Origin of the sequence: Corynebacterium lizhenjunii, from assembly GCF_011038655.2 — a bacterium.
Lineage (GTDB): Bacteria > Actinomycetota > Actinomycetes > Mycobacteriales > Mycobacteriaceae > Corynebacterium > Corynebacterium lizhenjunii.
The window spans coordinates 1,851,149-1,868,597 of sequence record NZ_CP064954.1; the positions used below are offsets into that span (position 1 = coordinate 1,851,149).

Annotated in this window: 15 protein-coding genes; 11 read left to right on the forward strand and 4 right to left on the reverse strand. The window is 62.7% G+C overall.

Annotated elements, in window-relative coordinates; all coding sequences use genetic code 11:
- The first annotated feature begins 27 nt into the window (after positions 1-27).
- Complete coding sequence (locus G7Y31_RS08700) at positions 28-1,296, forward strand: carboxylesterase family protein (RefSeq protein WP_165009423.1); 1,269 nt, start codon at positions 28-30, stop codon at positions 1,294-1,296.
- On the opposite strand, the gene idi is transcribed toward G7Y31_RS08700, so the two are convergent.
- Positions 1,293-1,835, reverse strand: coding sequence for an isopentenyl-diphosphate Delta-isomerase (idi, locus tag G7Y31_RS08705; RefSeq protein ID WP_165009425.1), 543 nt, complete (start codon positions 1,833-1,835; stop codon positions 1,293-1,295). The two genes, G7Y31_RS08700 and idi, sit on opposite strands and share 4 nt — an antisense overlap.
- Complete coding sequence (locus G7Y31_RS08710) at positions 1,832-2,377, reverse strand: hypothetical protein (protein WP_165009427.1); 546 nt, start codon at positions 2,375-2,377, stop codon at positions 1,832-1,834. The genes idi and G7Y31_RS08710 overlap by 4 nt, the downstream gene beginning before the upstream one ends.
- Before the next feature lie 94 nt (positions 2,378-2,471).
- Between G7Y31_RS08710 and G7Y31_RS08715 the strand changes: the two genes are divergently transcribed.
- The 10 genes from G7Y31_RS08715 (at position 2,472) to G7Y31_RS08760 (ending at position 15,045) form a co-directional block, all read left to right on the forward strand.
- Positions 2,472-4,334 (forward strand): ABC transporter ATP-binding protein, encoded by a 1,863-nt coding sequence (locus tag G7Y31_RS08715; protein ID WP_165009429.1) that lies wholly within the window; start codon positions 2,472-2,474, stop codon positions 4,332-4,334.
- The gene (locus G7Y31_RS08720) at positions 4,330-5,439 is read left to right on the forward strand and encodes a MalY/PatB family protein (RefSeq protein WP_165009536.1); all 1,110 of its coding nucleotides are present in this window, start codon (positions 4,330-4,332) and stop codon (positions 5,437-5,439) included. The genes G7Y31_RS08715 and G7Y31_RS08720 overlap by 5 nt, the downstream gene beginning before the upstream one ends.
- A gap of 26 nt (positions 5,440-5,465) precedes the next feature.
- Positions 5,466-6,755, forward strand: coding sequence for a branched-chain amino acid transport system II carrier protein (gene brnQ / locus G7Y31_RS08725; protein WP_165009431.1), 1,290 nt, complete (start codon positions 5,466-5,468; stop codon positions 6,753-6,755).
- A 9-nt stretch (positions 6,756-6,764) separates the two neighbouring features.
- The gene (locus tag G7Y31_RS08730) at positions 6,765-7,754 is read left to right on the forward strand and encodes an LLM class flavin-dependent oxidoreductase (RefSeq protein ID WP_165009433.1); all 990 of its coding nucleotides are present in this window, start codon (positions 6,765-6,767) and stop codon (positions 7,752-7,754) included.
- A 57-nt stretch (positions 7,755-7,811) separates the two neighbouring features.
- Positions 7,812-8,579: a GntR family transcriptional regulator gene (locus G7Y31_RS08735; protein WP_165009435.1), complete on the forward strand. Its 768-nt coding sequence runs from the start codon at positions 7,812-7,814 to the stop codon at positions 8,577-8,579.
- 75 nt (positions 8,580-8,654) lie between these two features.
- The gene (locus G7Y31_RS08740; protein ID WP_165009437.1) at positions 8,655-10,154 is read left to right on the forward strand and encodes an ABC transporter substrate-binding protein; all 1,500 of its coding nucleotides are present in this window, start codon (positions 8,655-8,657) and stop codon (positions 10,152-10,154) included.
- Positions 10,155-10,159: 5 nt separating this feature from the next.
- Entirely contained in the window at positions 10,160-11,089 is a 930-nt protein-coding gene (locus G7Y31_RS08745) for an ABC transporter permease (protein ID WP_165009538.1), read from the forward strand.
- The gene (locus G7Y31_RS08750) at positions 11,086-11,910 is read left to right on the forward strand and encodes an ABC transporter permease (RefSeq protein WP_165009439.1); all 825 of its coding nucleotides are present in this window, start codon (positions 11,086-11,088) and stop codon (positions 11,908-11,910) included. Before G7Y31_RS08745 ends, G7Y31_RS08750 begins: the two co-directional genes overlap by 4 nt.
- Complete coding sequence (locus G7Y31_RS08755) at positions 11,907-13,244, forward strand: ATP-binding cassette domain-containing protein (protein WP_165009441.1); 1,338 nt, start codon at positions 11,907-11,909, stop codon at positions 13,242-13,244. The genes G7Y31_RS08750 and G7Y31_RS08755 overlap by 4 nt, the downstream gene beginning before the upstream one ends.
- A gap of 13 nt (positions 13,245-13,257) precedes the next feature.
- Positions 13,258-15,045: a BCCT family transporter gene (locus G7Y31_RS08760; RefSeq protein ID WP_165009540.1), complete on the forward strand. Its 1,788-nt coding sequence runs from the start codon at positions 13,258-13,260 to the stop codon at positions 15,043-15,045.
- Here the strand turns inward: G7Y31_RS08760 and G7Y31_RS08765 are convergent.
- Positions 15,042-16,283 carry a M20 metallopeptidase family protein gene (locus tag G7Y31_RS08765; protein ID WP_165009443.1) on the reverse strand — a complete coding sequence of 414 codons (1,242 nt, stop codon included), beginning with the start codon at positions 16,281-16,283 and terminating at the stop codon, positions 15,042-15,044. The two genes, G7Y31_RS08760 and G7Y31_RS08765, sit on opposite strands and share 4 nt — an antisense overlap.
- Positions 16,219-17,400 carry an HNH endonuclease signature motif containing protein gene (locus G7Y31_RS08770; RefSeq protein ID WP_165009445.1) on the reverse strand — a complete coding sequence of 394 codons (1,182 nt, stop codon included), beginning with the start codon at positions 17,398-17,400 and terminating at the stop codon, positions 16,219-16,221. Before G7Y31_RS08770 ends, G7Y31_RS08765 begins: the two co-directional genes overlap by 65 nt.
- Positions 17,401-17,449 lie beyond the last annotated feature (49 nt).

Consider the following 17,449-nt stretch of genomic DNA (forward strand, 5'->3'; position numbering starts at 1 on the left):
TTCTAACTGGCCGTATATTTTTAAGGCATGGATTGCCCCACACAGCCAGTGACCGTAACCGCCCCCGGCGGCACTTTTCATGGCACAGTTAACCAAGACTCAGTTAACCAAGACTCAGTTAACCAAGCCACGGCGACCTTTCATTCCCTGCGCTATAGCCACATCCCGGATCCCTTCACCGCGCCGGCCCCGCTGGATTATTCCGGTGAGGTAGACGCCACCACCCCGCGTCCCGATGATGTCGCTTTGAGCATCCGCACGCCCTATCCGCTGCGCCAGGAGCTGCCGGTTATGGTCTACATTCACGGTGGGCGTTTTGAAACCGGCACCCACGCGGATCTACCTCAGCTGGCCGGGGACTACGTGCTGGTTAAAATTGGGTACCGGGTGGGACTGCCCGGTCTGCTGCGCTTTTCTTCCAGCGCCCCAGAGGACAACTACTTCCGCTACCGCGCCATTGATGATGTTGCCCAAGGCCTCGAGTGGGTCCAGCGCAACATCGAGTCCTTTGGTGGGGACCCCACCAATGTCACCGTCATCGGCCAGTCCGCCGGTGCCACCATCGCGCTATGGTTGTGCCGCCGGGACCACTACCGTGGCGCCTTTCGCCGGGTACTGGCGCTGTCCCCCTGTTTTCCCCGGGATCCTTTTGAGGCCCGCGCAGCCACCCTGCGCGCAGCCCTGGGGATTCCACTGACCCGCGAGAGCCTGCGCGCGCTACCCCCACAGCGCCTAGCGCGCGGATATGCCGCACTGCGCAAGAAATACCGTTTTGATATAGCCCTTGGCCCCTACCCGCTAAACCCGGAGGATTTCGCGAACATTCCCATCGTGGTGACCTCGACCCGCCAGGAGTTTGCCAACCTCGGCGCACGCTATGACGCCAGCCCTGCCCGCTACCCGCTGGCCTACCTCCTGGCCCCGCGTTTTGGCATGCGACGCCAGGCGGTGCGCACCTGGGCCAACTTCGCGCAACCCGGGGTGGTGGGCCAGCTCATTAGCGACTCCTGCATTCGCCGCTGGGTCCAACAGGTCGCAGTAGGCGCCCCCGGGCCCACCTGGATGCTCGAGTTTGTCCGCCAGGGTCAGCCCGCGCTGCACTGCCAGGAACTGGACCCCCTATTTGCACCGGGTCCGCTCAATGACTGGCTCCAAGAATTCGCCCGCACCGGCCAGCCAGGATTTACCCCGTTTGGCCCTGAGCATGCGGTGCTGCGCTGGGACCTGGATACCGCCACCGCCACCCTCACCCACGGCGCCTTGGACTACGTGGAACAGGCGTTTAGCGAAGACTAAAGTCCCAGGCGCCCCCGCAACTGCGGCAGGGCCAATTCCTCCACCAGCCACGGGCTAAAGGCAAAGGGGGTGGCCTCTACCGCGCGGACGAGCGCCGAAATGGGGGCCCACGCATAAGAGTCCACCTCTGCCGGGTTCGGCCGCAGCTGCGCGTCCGGGAGCAGTTGGGCAACATAGACCGGGCAGATTTCGTGTTCTACTATGCCGCTTGAATCCACCGCGCGGTAGGAAAAATCAGCAACCACCAGCTCGGGTGAGCTCAGGGCGGCATCGTCCAAGCCCAGCTCAAAGTCCGCGCGGCGCAGCAAGGCCGCCACCGGATCCTCACCAGGGCCGGGGTGGCCACAAAAGGCATTCGTCCACACGCCCGGCCACGTCTGTTTGCTCACCGCCCGGCGGGTAAGCAGCACCTGCTCTCCGCGCAGCACCCAGCAGGAAAAAGCGAAATGCAGTGGGGTGTCATGCGTGTGCACCTGGGCCTTCGGCGCGGTGCCCACAGGCTGGCCGTCGGGACCAGCCAGGACCACCAGCTCCGTCACAGGTTCAAATCCCCTATCCAGGTGACATTGCCTATGCTCAGTCGGGCATTCCACAGCCCGCCTGGTGCCGCCCCAATGCGGTACTGCAAGTTTGTCGATGCCCCGCTGCCCAAAGGCTCGTCCAACCCTGGCGGCATGACGTCGGTGTTAACCGCCGGGTCGTAGCCCAACAGCGGCACCGCGGTCCACCCACCATTGCCGTCGGCGACCTCGACTACTGGATCCCCGATGGCGTCCACCGGCAGCGGCAGCTCGTTGGTGTTTTTGACCAAGATGGTAAGCACACTGCCCTGGTAGCTGTCCGCATAAACCCCCTGCAGGCGCCACTCCACGCCCAGGCCCTTATCGCTAACCGGGGCGCGCAGGTTGGAGGTGACCTCCTGATTCGGAGTGTCCTTCGGCTGGTATTCCGGGGTCTGCGAGGTAGTCACCGCAATCTCCTCACCGGGGTTGAGCCCTTGCTCCTCCGGTTGGAGAATTGAACAGCCGGTAGCCACCAGTGCGCTGCACGCTGCAGCCGCAACGTAGATCTTTTTGCTCACAGTCTTACCCTTAGAAATCGCTTGCCTTTAGAAATCGCTGGAAATATGCCAACTCTAACCCATCGCAGGCGGCCTGGCATAGTAACAGGGTGAGATGAAACCACTGATTTCCATTATGCGCAGCGCGCGTGCGCTGTGGCCGTACTACCTTGCCGTTTTTGCCTGCGCCACTGCCGTGGCCGCGTTGGCCTTGGTCTCGCCCTTCTTGGTGCGCGAGGCCACCGACCTAATTATCGATGCCCTCCGCGGCAATGGCTCCGACCACCTCCCGGCGGTGCTATGGCTGGCCGTCGCGCTTTTTGCTGCCGATGCCCTCCGGGGCCTGCTCCAAAACGTGGGCGGCTACTACGGCGATGTCATGGTCGCCCGCCTGCGCCAGGTGCTCTCCACCCGCTACTACGCACAACTGCTGGCGCTGCCGCAGCGCTACTTCGACTCGCAAGTCACCGGCACCATCATCGCCCGGTTGGACCGTTCCATCATGAACATCTCCAACTTCTTGCAGTCTTTGGCCAATAACTTCTTCTCGATGATTCTCCAGATCATCGCCGTGCTGGTGATTACCACCTACTATTACTGGCCACTCACGGTGCTGCTAGTGGTGCTCTTTCCGCTGTACTTCTGGCTCACCACCGCCACCTCCGGGCGCTGGCAGGCCTTTGAGAAGACGAAGAATGAGCACATCGACATCGCCAATGGCCGCTTCGCAGAAGTCATTGGCCAAGTCAAGGTGACCAAGTCCTTTGTGGCCGAGGCCCGCGAGCTGGATTCCTTTGCCACCCACTACCGGGACGTCGTGGACGTGACCAAGCCCCAATCCCGCTGGTGGCACACCATGGATGTGTGGCGCCAGCTGGCCATGGCCGCGGCCTTCTTCGGCATCCACTGCGTCATCTTCTGGCGCACGCTAGAAGGCCACTTCAGCATTGGAGAAATGGTCATGCTCATGCAACTAGTGGCCATGGCCAAGCAACCAGTGTCCATGCTCAGCTGGATAGTGGACTCCGCCCAGCGCGCCATCGCCGGCTCCCGGGACTACTACCGCGTGATGGACCAGGCCCCGGAACCCACCGCCAACCCAGAGGTGGTGGCTGCAACGGGGGCATCGGACAAGCCCGCCTTGCGTACCGATGCCCTGCCCGCCCTGCCCGTACCCGCTTCCGGGCCGGTCTTTGCCTTCCGGGACGTCAGCTTTGCCTACGAAGAAGGCGAGTCGGTGGTAGAAGACATCACGTTTGCTGCCACAGAAGGTCAAACCATTGCCTTGGTCGGAGAGTCCGGGGGCGGCAAGTCCACCCTGGTTAACCTGCTATTGGGGCTCTACCGGCCAGCGGCAGGAACGCTGGAGGTCCTCGGCCACGACATCGGCAAGCTCACCGCCGCGCAAGTGCGCGCCTCCGTGGGCGTGGTGTTCCAGGAGCCCTACCTGTTTTCTGGGACCATCGCCGAAAACATCGCCTATGCCAACCCCACCGCCACCCGCGCGCAGATCCACAACGTTGCCCGGCGCGCCGGGGCGCATGAGTTCATCTGTGCCTTCCCCGACGGCTACGACACCATCATTGGCGAGCGCGGCCTGCGGCTTTCTGGCGGGCAGAAACAACGCGTGGCGGTCGCGCGCGCCATGCTCAAAGACGCGCCCATCCTGGTCTTGGATGAGGCCACCTCGGCGCTCGACACCAAATCGGAGCGGGTGGTGCAGGCCGGGTTGGAAGAATTGATGAAGAACCGCACCACGCTGATTATCGCTCATCGGCTGTCCACCATTGCCTCGGTAGATACCATCATCACCTTGGATCAAGGGCGGATAGCAGAGGTGGGCTCGCCTGCCCAGCTGGCCACCACCGGCGGTATTTACTCGCAACTGCTAGCGCTGACCCAATCCGGCACCGCAGCCGACCGGGAGCTGCTCAAGCGCTTTGGCATTAGGGGCGCTAGGCTTGGGGGCCATGATTGATTTTCCCACTCCCCAACAGTTGCGTGCCCGCGGTACCCGCAAGTGGACCGCCTATGACTCGGACGTTCTCCCCCTGTGGATCGCAGAGTCCGACTTCCCCACTCCCGCTCCCGTGCTCCAAGCGGTGCGCGAGGCCGTAGCACAAGAAACCCTGGGCTATACCCCCGCCCCGCACGCCAGCGGCCTTAATGCCGCACTAGCGCAGTTCTATGCGCAACGCTTTGGCTGGCGCCCGGAAGAAAAGAACATCTTCTGGATTGGAGATGTCGTGCGCGGCATGCTCCTGGGTGTGCAGTACTTCACCCGCCCGGATAGCGCGGTCATTGTCCCGGTGCCTTCCTATCCGCCGCTGCTGGAAATCCCCGCCACTGCCGGACGGGAGAAGATTGAAACCAGCTTGGACCTAGACGAGATCGAAGCCGCTTTTGCCGCAGGCGCTGGCTCCATCTTGCTGGCTAACCCCTTTAACCCGCTGGGCCGGGTCTTTGACCGCGACTTCCTCCAAGCGCTAGTGGATATGGCGCGGCGCTACAATGCGCGCATCCTCTCGGATGAAATTCACGCAGGCATCGTCTTCGAGGGCACCCACATTCCCATTGCCTCCCTGGGCCCCGATGTCGCGCTGACGGTGACGGCCACCTCCAAGGCCTTTAATGTTGCCGGGCTCAAGTGCGCCCAAATCATCTTCAGCAATGACGCAGACCGGCGCACCTTCCAGGGGCTTAGCGGCGTGGCCAAGGATGGCACCGGCACCCTGGGCGTGCTGGCCGCAGAAGCCGCCTATCGCGACGGCGGCCCCTTCCTTGACGCTCAGGTGGACTACTTGCGCCAGACCCGCGACTGGCTGGTTCCCCTCCTGCGCGAGCGCCTGCCCGGGGTCGAGGTGACCAACCCCCAGGCCACCTACTTGCTGTGGCTGGATTTTAGGGGTACTGGCCTGGACAAACCCGCGGCATGGCTGTTGGAGCACGCCCGGGTCGCGCTCAACGAGGGCACCACCTTTGCCGCACCAGGGCACGCACGGCTGAATTTTGCCACCAGCACCGAGATCCTCACGGAGGCCGTCGATCACATGGCGGCGGCTTTGCTAACCTCTGACAGGTAAATAATTCCGTCAGAAAAGGACTTTCCATGGCGCGAGCCTCTTCGGCCTCCACCGTCATTATCGCCGCCCTGATGCTGTTTTCGATGTTCTTCGGGGCCGGCAACCTCATCTTTCCACCCATGGTGGGCGTGCTCTCCGGCACCAACTTCTGGCCGGCCATCCTGGGCTTCCTCACCGCAGGCGTGGCCCTACCGGTGCTCGCCGTGGTGGCGGTAGCCATCTCCGGGCGCTCCGTGCGCGATATTGGCAATCACGGCGGGTGGCTTTTTGGCATCGTCTTCTCCGCGATGGCTTATCTGGCCATCGGTGCCTTCTACGCCCTGCCACGCACGGGCGCGGTAGCCATGGAAACCGCCATTACCCCGCTGCTGGGGTGGGAATCTGGCGGCCTGTTTAACCTGGGGTTCTTCCTAGTGGCCCTGGCGTTGTCCTGGAAACCGAATTCCATTATTGATACCCTCGGCCGCTTCCTTACCCCGGCGCTAGTGGGCCTGCTGGTGCTGCTCATCGCGCTGGCCAGCCTGCGCGGCACCCGCAACCCGGGAGCCCCCTCTGCTGAATACGCCTCCAACCCTATGGTCACCGGCCTTTTTGAAGGCTATAACACCATGGACGCCATTGCAGGCTTGGCTTTTTCCATCGTCATTGTCTCCTCCCTGCGCACCAAAGGTTTTGGCCCTGGCGCCCCGGTGATCAAGGCCACCATCACCGCAGCCAGCATTGCCGGCGTGCTGCTGGCGGGAATCTACCTGGGGTTGGGCTACATCGCCCAAACCGTGCCCAACCAGCAGTCCTATGACTCCGGGGCACTCTTGCTTGCCGATACCGCCTCTGCCACCATGGGCACCGCCGGGCAGGTGGTCTTTTCCACCATCGTCATACTGGCCTGCATGACTACCGCCGTGGGGCTTATCACCGCGACGTCGGAATTCTTCGAGTCCTTGGTGCCGCGCACCAGCTACCACTTCTGGGCCGTCCTCTTTACCGCGTTATCCATCGCCTTTGCCTTCCAAGGCCTAGAGACGGTGTTGAGTATCGCCGTGCCCTTCATCCTCTTCCTCTACCCGCCGGCCATCACGCTGATCTTCTCCACGCTGCTCCAACCGTTGGTGGCGCGCTTCCTCCGCTTCTACTGGGCCTACCGCCTGAGCCTGTGGGTGTCCGTGGCGTGGTCTGCGGCCAGTGTGCTGGAGCTAGGCGCCTGGCTGGAATACTCCCCCGGCCAAGACGTTGGACTGGGGTGGGTGGCCCCCACGGCGCTGGCTTTCATTATCGGCGCGGTGATAGATGCCACAAGCACAAAGACTAAAAACTAGGAGACCCTCATGACCCCGCGCGCCCGCCTGTCCATCCTCGATTTCTGCCGCATCTACGAAGGCCAAACTCCCGGGGAGTCCATGGCCAATTCCGTAGAACTAGCCCAGCAGGCAGAGGCCCAAGGGGTCCACCGGGTGTGGTACACAGAGCACCACAACATGCCGAATATCACCAGTTCTTCCCCGGCGGTGCTCATCGCCCACATCGCGGCACACACCACCAGCATTCGCTTAGGCGCCGGGGGCATCATGCTGCCCAACCACGCCCCTTATGTGATTGCGGAGCAATTTGGCACTCTGGCTGAACTACACCCGGGCCGCATTGACCTAGGCCTGGGCCGTGCGCCGGGCACTGACCAGAACACCTTGGGCCGGGCGCTGCGCCGTGACGGCCAAGCCGCCGAGCGTTTTCCCGAAGACATCCGCGAGCTCCAGGGTTATTTCTCCGGCCGCTCGCTGATCCCGGGTGTGCAGGCCATTCCGGGGCGGGGCACCAATGTCCCGCTGTATGTGTTGGGTTCTTCGCTCTTTGGCGCTTCCCTGGCTGCTAAGTACGGCCTGCCCTACGCTTTCGCCTCGCACTTTGCCCCCACCCACCTGGAGGCCGCCACGGCGTATTACCGCGAGCACTTCGAGCCCTCGGAGTACCTCGATGCCCCCTATATCATCGCGGGGGTCAATGTGCTCGCTAGCCACAGCGCTGAGAGTGCCGCCGCCGAGTGGGAACGCGTTCGCTTCAACTGGGTCAAGGGCTTTGTGGGCCGCGACCGCTACCTAACCGACTCCCAGGTAACCCAGATCATGGCGTCCTACCAAGGCCAGCAGATCCTAGATATGCTGCAATACTCCGCCGTGGGTACGGGCGCGCAGGTAGCAGAATACCTCGACGGCATCGAAAAGCTCTCCGGCGCAGACGAGCTGATGATTTCCCTGCAGGCCACCCACCACGCGGGTGTACTTGATAGCCTGCAACTACTTACTGAGGCTTGGGCTGTATAGCTAACGCTTGGGCTGTATAGTGTAGGCGTCCCCTTTTCCTGTGAGCGAAGGTGCAAAGTGACCACTCGTCGAGAGCCTCAACGCTATCTAAAGATTGCCGATTTCTTACGTGAAGAGATCCTTTCTGGCCGCTTGGCCGTAGGCAAGCCTCTGCCCAGTGAATCTGAGCTGTGCGAGCTTTTCTCCACCTCCCGCGGGCCGGTGCGCCAAGCCATTGCTACTCTGCGCGGCGAAGGGCGGATTTCTTCCGGCCGGGGCCGGCGCTCCGTGGTGTTGGGAGACTTCCGCGCGGAACGTTTCGAGTCCACCTACTCCGTGTACTCGCGCTTCCAGGAAGCCGGAATCGAGGTCCAGCAAAAGATCCTCCAGGTCTCCCGTCAGCCTGCCGATGCCACTGTGGCCGCAGCATTGCACTGCGAGATCGACACCCCCGTTATCTACCTGCACCGCCAGCGTCTAATCAATGGAATCAACCGTGTAATCCAGCACCACTTCTTTCCCTATGAGATTGGGCGTTGCCTCCTGGAATACGATGAGACCACCGGGTCACTGCACCGCATGCTCACCAGCCGCGGTGTTCACTTTGATAACGTTTACCGGCTGGTCAACATCGAATTTGCAGAGCCCGAAGACGCCAGGGCCCTCGACGTCACAGAGGGCTTCCCGCTCTGGCACTCGGAACAGCGCATCCATAGTCACAGCAGCAAACCGGTGGAGTTTTCCATCTTCAAATTCCGCGCAGATCGCATGAGTATTTCGATGTCGAGTGTTCGCGGCACGCGCTCTCCATTGCAAATTTCGCTAGCTGAAACAGTCAGTTCATAGAAGTCAATCAAGAAAGCAATATATAACCAGAAATATATATAACCCTGGCACGGTTATAGGCTAAGATTACTGCCTATGTTTTCCCGCACCCCTCGCGGACTAGCGGCCGGCGTGCTAGCCAGCCTCAGTCTTACGGCCTGTTCCGCCGGGCACACAGCCACCGTGGCTGATACCGACTCCCCCGCGGTGGTGCTGGCCACCACCAGCGCGGCCACCTCTCTAGACTTCACCTCCACCGGCGGCGCCGCCATCACCAGCGCGCTCATGGGAAATGTCTTCGAAACCCTGGTGCAGGTGGACTCCGGGGAGATTGTCCCCGGCCTGGCCCACCGGTGGGAGGTCTCCCCCGACGCCCGCACCTACACCTTCCACCTCCGGGAAGGAATTACCTTTAGTGATGGCGCCGCCTTCAACGCAGACACCGCCGCTTTTTCCATCGACTACGTGCGCAACCACTGGACTAACGGCATATCCTCCCAAATGGACGCCGTAGAATCCGCCACCGCCATCGCACCCCACACCCTGCAGGTACGCCTGGCCCAACCCTCCCAGCGTTGGCTGTGGTCCATGGCCACGGCGGTGGGGGCCATGATGCACCCAGGGGGCATCGGCAATCTCGCACACCAGCCGATTGGCACCGGGCCGTTCCGGGTAGCCAGGTTCTCCCCCAGCGAGTTCGTGGAACTAGCTGCCAGGCCGGACTACTGGGGCACACCGGCGGCATCGGACGTGACCATCCGCTACTTCCCAGACACGCTGTCTTCCGTCAATGCCCTCCAATCCGGCTCCGTGGACGTGGTCTGGGCCGTACAAAACCCGGAACTTCTAGGCAACCTGCCCGACGACATCGGCGTGGAAGTGGGCTCCACGCACGGCGAAATTTTAGTCTCCATGAATAACCGCGCCGCTCCCTTTAACGATCCCCGCGTGCGCCGGGCCGTAGCCCTGGGCGTGGACCGCGAGGGGCTCAACCAGGTGCTCTTCGATGGCCTGGCCACTGACACCGGTGGCGCACCCATAGCCCCAAGTGACCCATGGTTTAGCGAAAAAGACTACGCCCCCTATGACCCGCAGGCCGCCCGCGCCCTCATGGAGGAAGCAGGTGCCGTGGGCACGCCTTTGCGTCTGACCGTGCCCACTCTTCCCTATACCCAAACCCTGGCCGAGGCCCTCTATTCGCAGCTGCGCGACCTGGGATTTGCAGTCGAGCTGGAGTCCGCAGAATTCCCCGCCCTGTGGCTGGGGCAAGTCATGGGCGCCAAGGACTATCAAATGTCCATGATCGCGCACGTAGAGCCGCGCGACATCACCACCATCTTTGGCAACCCCGACTATTACGTGGGCTACGATGACCCGGAAACTCGCGAGCTTTTTGCCGCCGCAGACCGCGCCCCCACCCGCGAAGAAAACGCGCAGCTCATGCAGCAGGCCGTGGAGCGCATCATGGACAACGCCGGCTCGCTGACTATAGCCAATATGCCCAATATCGTGCTCACCGCCCCCGGGGTGGAAGGTGTGCACCCGGACATGGTCAGCGATGGCCTCATCCTCCGCGACCTCAAGGAGGCCCAATGATCCGCATGCTGACTGGAGTACTAGGCCGCTTTGCGCTCACCCTGTTCGCGGCCTCGGTGATCATTTTTGCACTCATGCGCGCGGTGCCCGGCAACCCCGCCCGCGTGGCCCTGGGCGTCAACGCCACGGAAGAGGCCGTCGCGGAGCTCACTAGCCAGCTTGGCCTCGACCGCCCGCTGCCAGTGCAATACTGGGAATGGATGTCCGGGCTGCTCCGCGGGAACTTCGGCACTAGCTTGTCTTCCCAAGACATCACCCCGCTGGTCATCGACCGTGCCCAGGTCTCGCTCATCCTGGTCAGCTTGGCCATGTTGCTGGCCCTCGTCGGCGCCATTCCCATCGGCACGTGGCTTGCACAACGCCAAGGCACCCCGGCCGCAACGGTGGTCACCGCGGCAACCCAGGTGGGCATTGCCGTCCCCAGCTTCCTGGTAGGCATCCTCCTCGTCGCGCTGTTTTCCGTGCAGCTGGGCTGGCTGCCCGCCAACGGTTGGGTCCCGCCAGAGCGCCCCGGCTTTATCCGCCACCTGATCATGCCTGTGGTGGCCCTGGCGCTGGTCCAAGGCGCTATCCTTACCCGCTACGTGCGCTCCGCCGTGCTCAACGAGGCCGGCCAGGACTACATTCGCACCGCGCGCTCCCTAGGAGCCTCGCGCGCCGGAGCCATCTACCGCCACGGGCTGCGCAACGCGGCCCTACCGGTGCTCACCGTCGCCGGCATGCAGCTGACCACCCTGATCATTGGCGCGGTAGTCATTGAGTCCGTCTTCGTCATCCCCGGCCTAGGCACCATGCTGCTCGATGCCGTCGCAGTCCGCGACCTGACCACCGTCCAAACCCTAGTCATGTTGCTGGTTGCCTTCACCCTGGCTATCAATCTGCTCACCGACATTGCTTACCGCCTCATCGACCCGCGCCTGAGGGAGGCCGCATGACCACGCTAAAGAAGCTGCCCGCCACCGGTTGGGTGGGCCTGGTGCTAGTGAGCCTGACCGTCGCGTGCGCCCTGCTGGCTCTGGTCTGGACCCCCCATGATCCTCTCAGTGCCTACCCCCACAACCGCCTGGCCGGTCCGTCGGCGCAGCACCTGCTGGGCACCGACCGCTTTGGGCGCGACGTCGCCTCCCGGCTGATGGCCGGAGCCCAGATCACCTTGAGTGTGGGCATCATTGCTGTGGCCCTGGCGGCATCGTTCGGAGTGCCCCTAGGCATCCTGGCAGGCATGCGGCGCGGCTGGGCCGATGCCCTCGTCATGCGCGGCGCCGACCTCCTCCTGGCCTTCCCCGGCCTGCTGCTGGCCATCATCGCCGGCGCGGTGTGGGGGGCATCGACCTGGACGGCGATGGTGGCAATCGGCATCGGCGGGATTGCCTCCTTTGCCCGGGTTGCCCGCGCCGGCACCCTGCAAGTCATGAGCCAGGACTACATTGCCGCCGCGCGGATTAGCAAGGTGCACCCGCTGGTGATCGCGTGGCGCCACGTGCTGCCCAACATTGGCGGCATGGTCATTGTCCAGGCCTCCGTCTATTTCGCGCTGGCCATTCTAGCGGAGGCCGGCCTGTCCTACCTGGGGCTGGGCACTGCCCCGCCGCACGCCAGCTGGGGGCGTATGCTTCACGATGCCCAGACCCTGCTCGGCACCCAACCCCTCCTGGCGCTGTGGCCCGGGCTGGCCATTGCCGGCACCGTGCTGGGGTTCAACCTTCTAGGCGACGGGCTGCGCGATGTACTCGACCCCCGAGGAGCCACCCGATGAGCCTGCTTCGCGTCCGCAATCTGACCATTAGCGGCGACAAACCCCTGGTAGAAAACTTGAGCTTTGACCTGGAGGCTGGCGGCCGTCTGGGACTAATTGGAGAGTCCGGCTCCGGAAAGTCGCTAACTGCCCTGGCAATCATGGGGCTGCTCGACCCGCACCTCACCGTCACCGGATCCATCCAGCTCAATGGGGAAGAACTAGTGGGAAAACCCCTGCGCCACCTGCGGGGAAAGACCATGGCCATGGTGTTCCAGGAGCCCATGAGTGCGCTGGATCCGCTCATGCGCATAGGCAAGCACGTGTCTGCCGATGCCCTCGCCGAAGTCGGCCTCGACCCCTGCCTGGCCACCCGCTACCCACATCAGCTTTCCGGCGGGCAACGGCAGCGCGTGCTCATCGCCATGGCGATGGCTGGGCAGCCGCAATTGCTCATCTGCGATGAGCCCACCACCGCCCTTGACGCCGCTACCCAAACGGAAATCCTCGCCCTGTTGGAATCCGTGGTGGACACCCACGGCACTGCACTACTGTTTATTTCTCATGATCTGCGGGTAGTGCAACGACTGTGCACAGACGTGCTCTCCCTAGGCTCCAGCCTGGAAGAATTGGTAGCGGCCTCCCAGCCCGGACCGCCGGCCCCGCCGCGGCCTACCGAAGGCACCGCCATCGAGCTGCGCGGGGTAAGTAAATCCTTTCGCGCCCACACGGCGCTAACCGACGTCAGCCTGCACATCGCCCGGGGAGAACGCCTGGGAATAGTCGGAGGGTCCGGGTCCGGAAAGTCCACGCTGCTCAAGCTCATTGCCGGGCTCGACTCCCCCACCAGCGGGGCCGTGGACGTCCACGGCCGGGTGCACATGGTCTTCCAAGACCCACAAGGCTCGCTCAACCCGCGCCTGCCCATCTGGAAATCCGTTGCAGAGGCCTACCCGGACCGCGCGGCCGTGGACGCCATGCTGCAGGAAGTGGGCATCGACCCGCAAGCCGGGGGCCGCTACCCGCACCAATTCTCCGGCGGGCAACGCCAACGCATCTCCCTGGCGCGCGCCGTGATTAGCAACCCGGACATCCTGCTTGCCGATGAAGCCGTCTCCGCCCTCGACGTCAGCGTACGCACCCAGGTGCTACGGGTACTCAACCGCCTAGTCGATGACCATGGGCTCACCCTCGTCTTTGTCACCCACGACTTGGAGGTTCTGCGCCAGGTCTGTGACCGCGTGGCCGTAATTTCCAACGGCGAGATCGTCGAACACGGCGACACCGAAGAAATCTGGGCCAACCCCCGCCACCCTTATACTCGTCAGCTCATCGGAAAGGAAACGCGTGGATAAATACCCCCACGACATGCATCCGGGCCTAGTCCCGGGAATTTCCGTCGACGACCAACGCAATCGCTTCGGCCTCGACGCCCCGCTGTTTTTTAGCACCGCCGTCCTAGTGGTGGCCTTCATCATCTGGGGTGTGAGCAGCCCGGAGTCTGTGTCTACAGCCGCGTCGACCGCCTTCGGGTGGGCCATCACGAACACCGGCTGGTTGCTCAACCTCACCATGATGATGACCATCGTGACCATGGCATACATCGGCTGCTCACGCCTGGGCCGCATCAAGCTCGGGCGCGACGATGAGGAACCAGAGTTCAGCCGCTTTAGCTGGGTGGCCATGATGTTTGGGGCGGGCATCGGCGTAGGTATTTTCTTCTACGGCCCCTCCGAGCCGCTAGCCTATTACCTCTCCCCGCCGCCGCATACCGTCGACGAGGGTAGTACCGTCGAAGCCCTCCACCAGGCCATGGCGCAGTCCCACTACCACTGGGGCTTGTCCCCCTGGGCGGCCTACGCCTTGGTTGGCGGGGCTATCGCCTATTCCTCCTACCGCCGCGGGCGGGTTCCACTGGTGTCGTCCATTTTCAAGCCGCTCTTTGGTACGCGCGATACCGACGGGCCCGTGGGCAAACTCATCGACATCATGGCCCTCATTGCCACCCTCTTTGGCACCGCAGCCACCCTGGGTGTCTCCGCCATCCAAATCAGCGAGGGCATTTCCATCGTCCGGGGAGCCGGTCCCGTCACCAACACGGTGCTGCTGGTTATCATCGGCATCCTAGGCTGCTGTTTCGTGCTCTCAGCGGTCTCCGGTGTCTCCCGCGGGGTGCGCTACTTGTCCAATGTGAACATCACGCTAACCCTGGGGCTTATCGCCTTCGTGTTCCTCACCGGCCCCACGCTATTGCTGCTCAACCTCATCCCCTCCGGCATAGTCACCTACATCGACCAACTACTGCCCATGATGGCCAAAGGCCTGTCATTTGGCGATGAAACCATCGAGTTCCAGTCCTACTGGACCGCCTTCTACTGGGCCTGGTGGATTGCCTGGACGCCATTCGTGGGCATGTTCATCGCCCGCATCTCGCGCGGTCGGACCCTGCGCGAATTCATCGCGGTCTCCGTGCTAGCCCCCACCGCCATCCTCATCCTGGCATTTACCATCTTCGGCGGCACCGCCATCACCTTTAGCCGCGAGTCCCTCCCCGGCTTCGACGGCTCCGCCTCCGGCGAACAAGTCCTGTTCTCCATGTTCCAGAACCTGCCCCTGGGCGGAATCACTGCCTACCTGCTGATTATTGTCCTGGCGGTCTTCTTCGTCACCTCCGCCGATAGCGCCTCCGTCATCATGGGCACCATGTCCTCCAAGGGCAACCCCGCCCCGAACAAAGCCATCGTGGTGTTCTGGGGTCTAGCCATGATGGGCATTGCCGTAGTCATGCTGCTTACCGGCGGCGAACAGGTCCTCTCCGGCCTACAAAACCTCACCATCCTCGCCGCCTTGCCCTTTAGCGCGGTGCTGCTGGCGATGATGGTCGCCTTCATCCAAGACCTGCGCTCCGATCCGATGTTCATCCGCCGCGCCTACGCCCGCGCCGCCGTGGAAAACGCCGTGGTCCGCGGTATCGAGGAACATGGCGACGACTTTGAGCTTTCCGTCGAGCGCGCCGAAGAAGGCCGCGGTGCCGGCTCTGACTTCGACTCCGCTGCGCAGCGCTATACCGACTGGTACCAGCGCACAGACGAAGACGGTGAAAAGGTCGACTACAACTTTGACACCGGCGAATGGGCCGACGGATACAAGGACTAAGTGCTGGCTGCCAAGCGCTCCACAGCCAGTGCCGCCAGCGCTGCAGCTTGGTCGCCCAAGATAGTGTCATCGAAGCGCACGTGTGGCGAGTGGTTCCACTCCCGGTCCTGGACTGCAGGATCTGCAGTACCCAGCCACACAAAAGTACCCGGGACTTGTTGGAGCACCACCCCGAAGTCCTCGCTGGCCATCATCGGGCTCATCGGCAGCACACGCTGTGCGCCAAATTGGCGCGCCCACACTCCGGCGGCAAAGGCGTCCTCCCGAGGGTTGGTCTTAGTGGTCGGGTACAACAGCTCAAACTCAATGTCCACGGCGCACCGATGCGCCGCCGCGACATTGCTAGCCACCTCCGTAATTACCTGGCGCACCCGGTCAATCGCGGAATCATCCAAAACCCGCACCGTTGCCGCACAGCCCGCTCGGTCCGGGATGGCGTTGATGGCGCCATCGCCCGCCCACAGGTTGGTTACCGTGATGACCACCGGATTGAGCGCATCAAAACGCCGCGTGATTGCCGTTTGTAGCGAGACTTGGATTTCTGCCAGCGCGGCGACCGGGTCAATGGCATCATGCGGACGCGACCCGTGTCCGCCCTTGCCCATGACTGTTAGGCGCAAATTCGAGCTCGAGGCCATAATCGCCCCCGGCGCATGGTGGAATGTGCCATAGTCCTGTGGGCCCACGTGTATGCCATAGGCCGCCACGGGCCGACGCCCAGCAGCGTCTAGAACCCCTTCCTCGATCATCAGCGCTGCGCCTCCGGGCCCTTCCTCCCCCGGTTGGAACATGAAAATCACGTCCCCGGGCAGCTCCTCCTGGTGCGCGCTGAGCAGCTTGGCTGCACCCACCAGAGCGGCGGTGTGCAGGTCATGTCCACAGGCGTGCATATAACCATTTCGCGCAGCAAACGGCGAGCCAGTGCGCTCGGTGACTTCGAGCGCGTCCATATCCGCCCGCAACAACACGGAAGCCCCTGGCTTCCCGCGCAGCACTGCGACTACCGACGTCAGCCCCACGCCCCGGGTGATCTCTAACGGAAGTCCTTCTAGTGCTTCCAGCACGCGCCGCTGGGTCTCAGGGAGGTGGTTGCCAATTTCAGGGTTCTGGTGCAACTCACGGCGTAATGCCTGCAACTCGGGTGTGAGCTCCTGGGCCTGCACCCTCAAGACCTCAGCGGCTGGAATCCCCTTCCACGTCACTGAAGGAACCGGCAGCTGTTGTCCATGTTGTCTCATGGTCTGCAATTGTATCCCGGCTGTAGCGCTGCCACACCCATTCCATCCGCTGCGCGACCGTCTGCATGAAGTTCGCGGTCTCCGGAACCACCACACCGTTGGGAACCGTAACCTCCCACGTGCCGTCCGGGAACAGCCAAAAGATATCGCCTGTGCATGGGTCCATCACGTAGAACACCCGCTTAGCAGTTTTGATGTTGTGGTGGTGGCTGCACAGACACACCAGGTTGTCTGTATCCGTGGGGCCCTGCCGGTCGTATTCCACCCGGTGGTCCAGTTGCGTGCGATATGCCGGAACCGTGCAGCCGGGCCAGCGGCAGGTGCCATCACGCCCTTCGACAAAGGCGCGCACAGCAGCTGCGGGGACATACCCGGAGCTGGACGACGGCTGAATATCGCGCACGAAAGTCTCCAGCTCAATGTCTTCCACATTGACCAGTCCGCGCCCCGGTATAAAGGCCACCGAAGAGCCCGCCGGCTGATAAGCGTTAATGATGACCTTCGCGCCGTCTTCTAACACCAACATGGCCAGTGCCCGAGCAAAAGAGACTCCCTCCTTAGCTGCCTTGGCCCGCACTGCGCGGTCGATGGCTTCCGCCGTGGACTCATCCAGCCGAACCCGAAAACCTGTGTCCCCTTCGCGCTCATAACACTCTTCGGTTCCCTCCCCGGGCTCCGGAAGATAGAACATACTTAGTACATCGCGGATGACCTGGCGAATGCGGGCCGTGGTGGGCAATTGTTGCTGCGGACGTGTCGGCGTGAACAGCTCCTCCAAAGCGGTATCCACAAAGGGCATGACTTCGGCATCAACGCCCAGCAATTCCCGCCCAATAACAGCGATACGCTCGAAGTCCAAGACCCAGTCTTGACGCTGCCGGTAGCTCAGGCCCGGCAAGAAGGACAGTGCGAAAAATCCCCGGTAAATAGCCTCCGCCCGGCGACCAGAAATACCGAACATCCGCCCTATATAAGCAAAGCTCAAGTCAGCCCAGTCCCCAAGGTCCGGCTGTACCTTCTGCCAGGCTTCCCAGTGCAGCCGGTTAATTGTGCTGTACACCCCGGCCACATCATTGCCGGGGTGACACGGTGCAAACCACCCTTTCAAGTGAATCACCACCCCAAATTTCCTAATGAGTATCCTTGTTCGATTGATACCCCTAGAG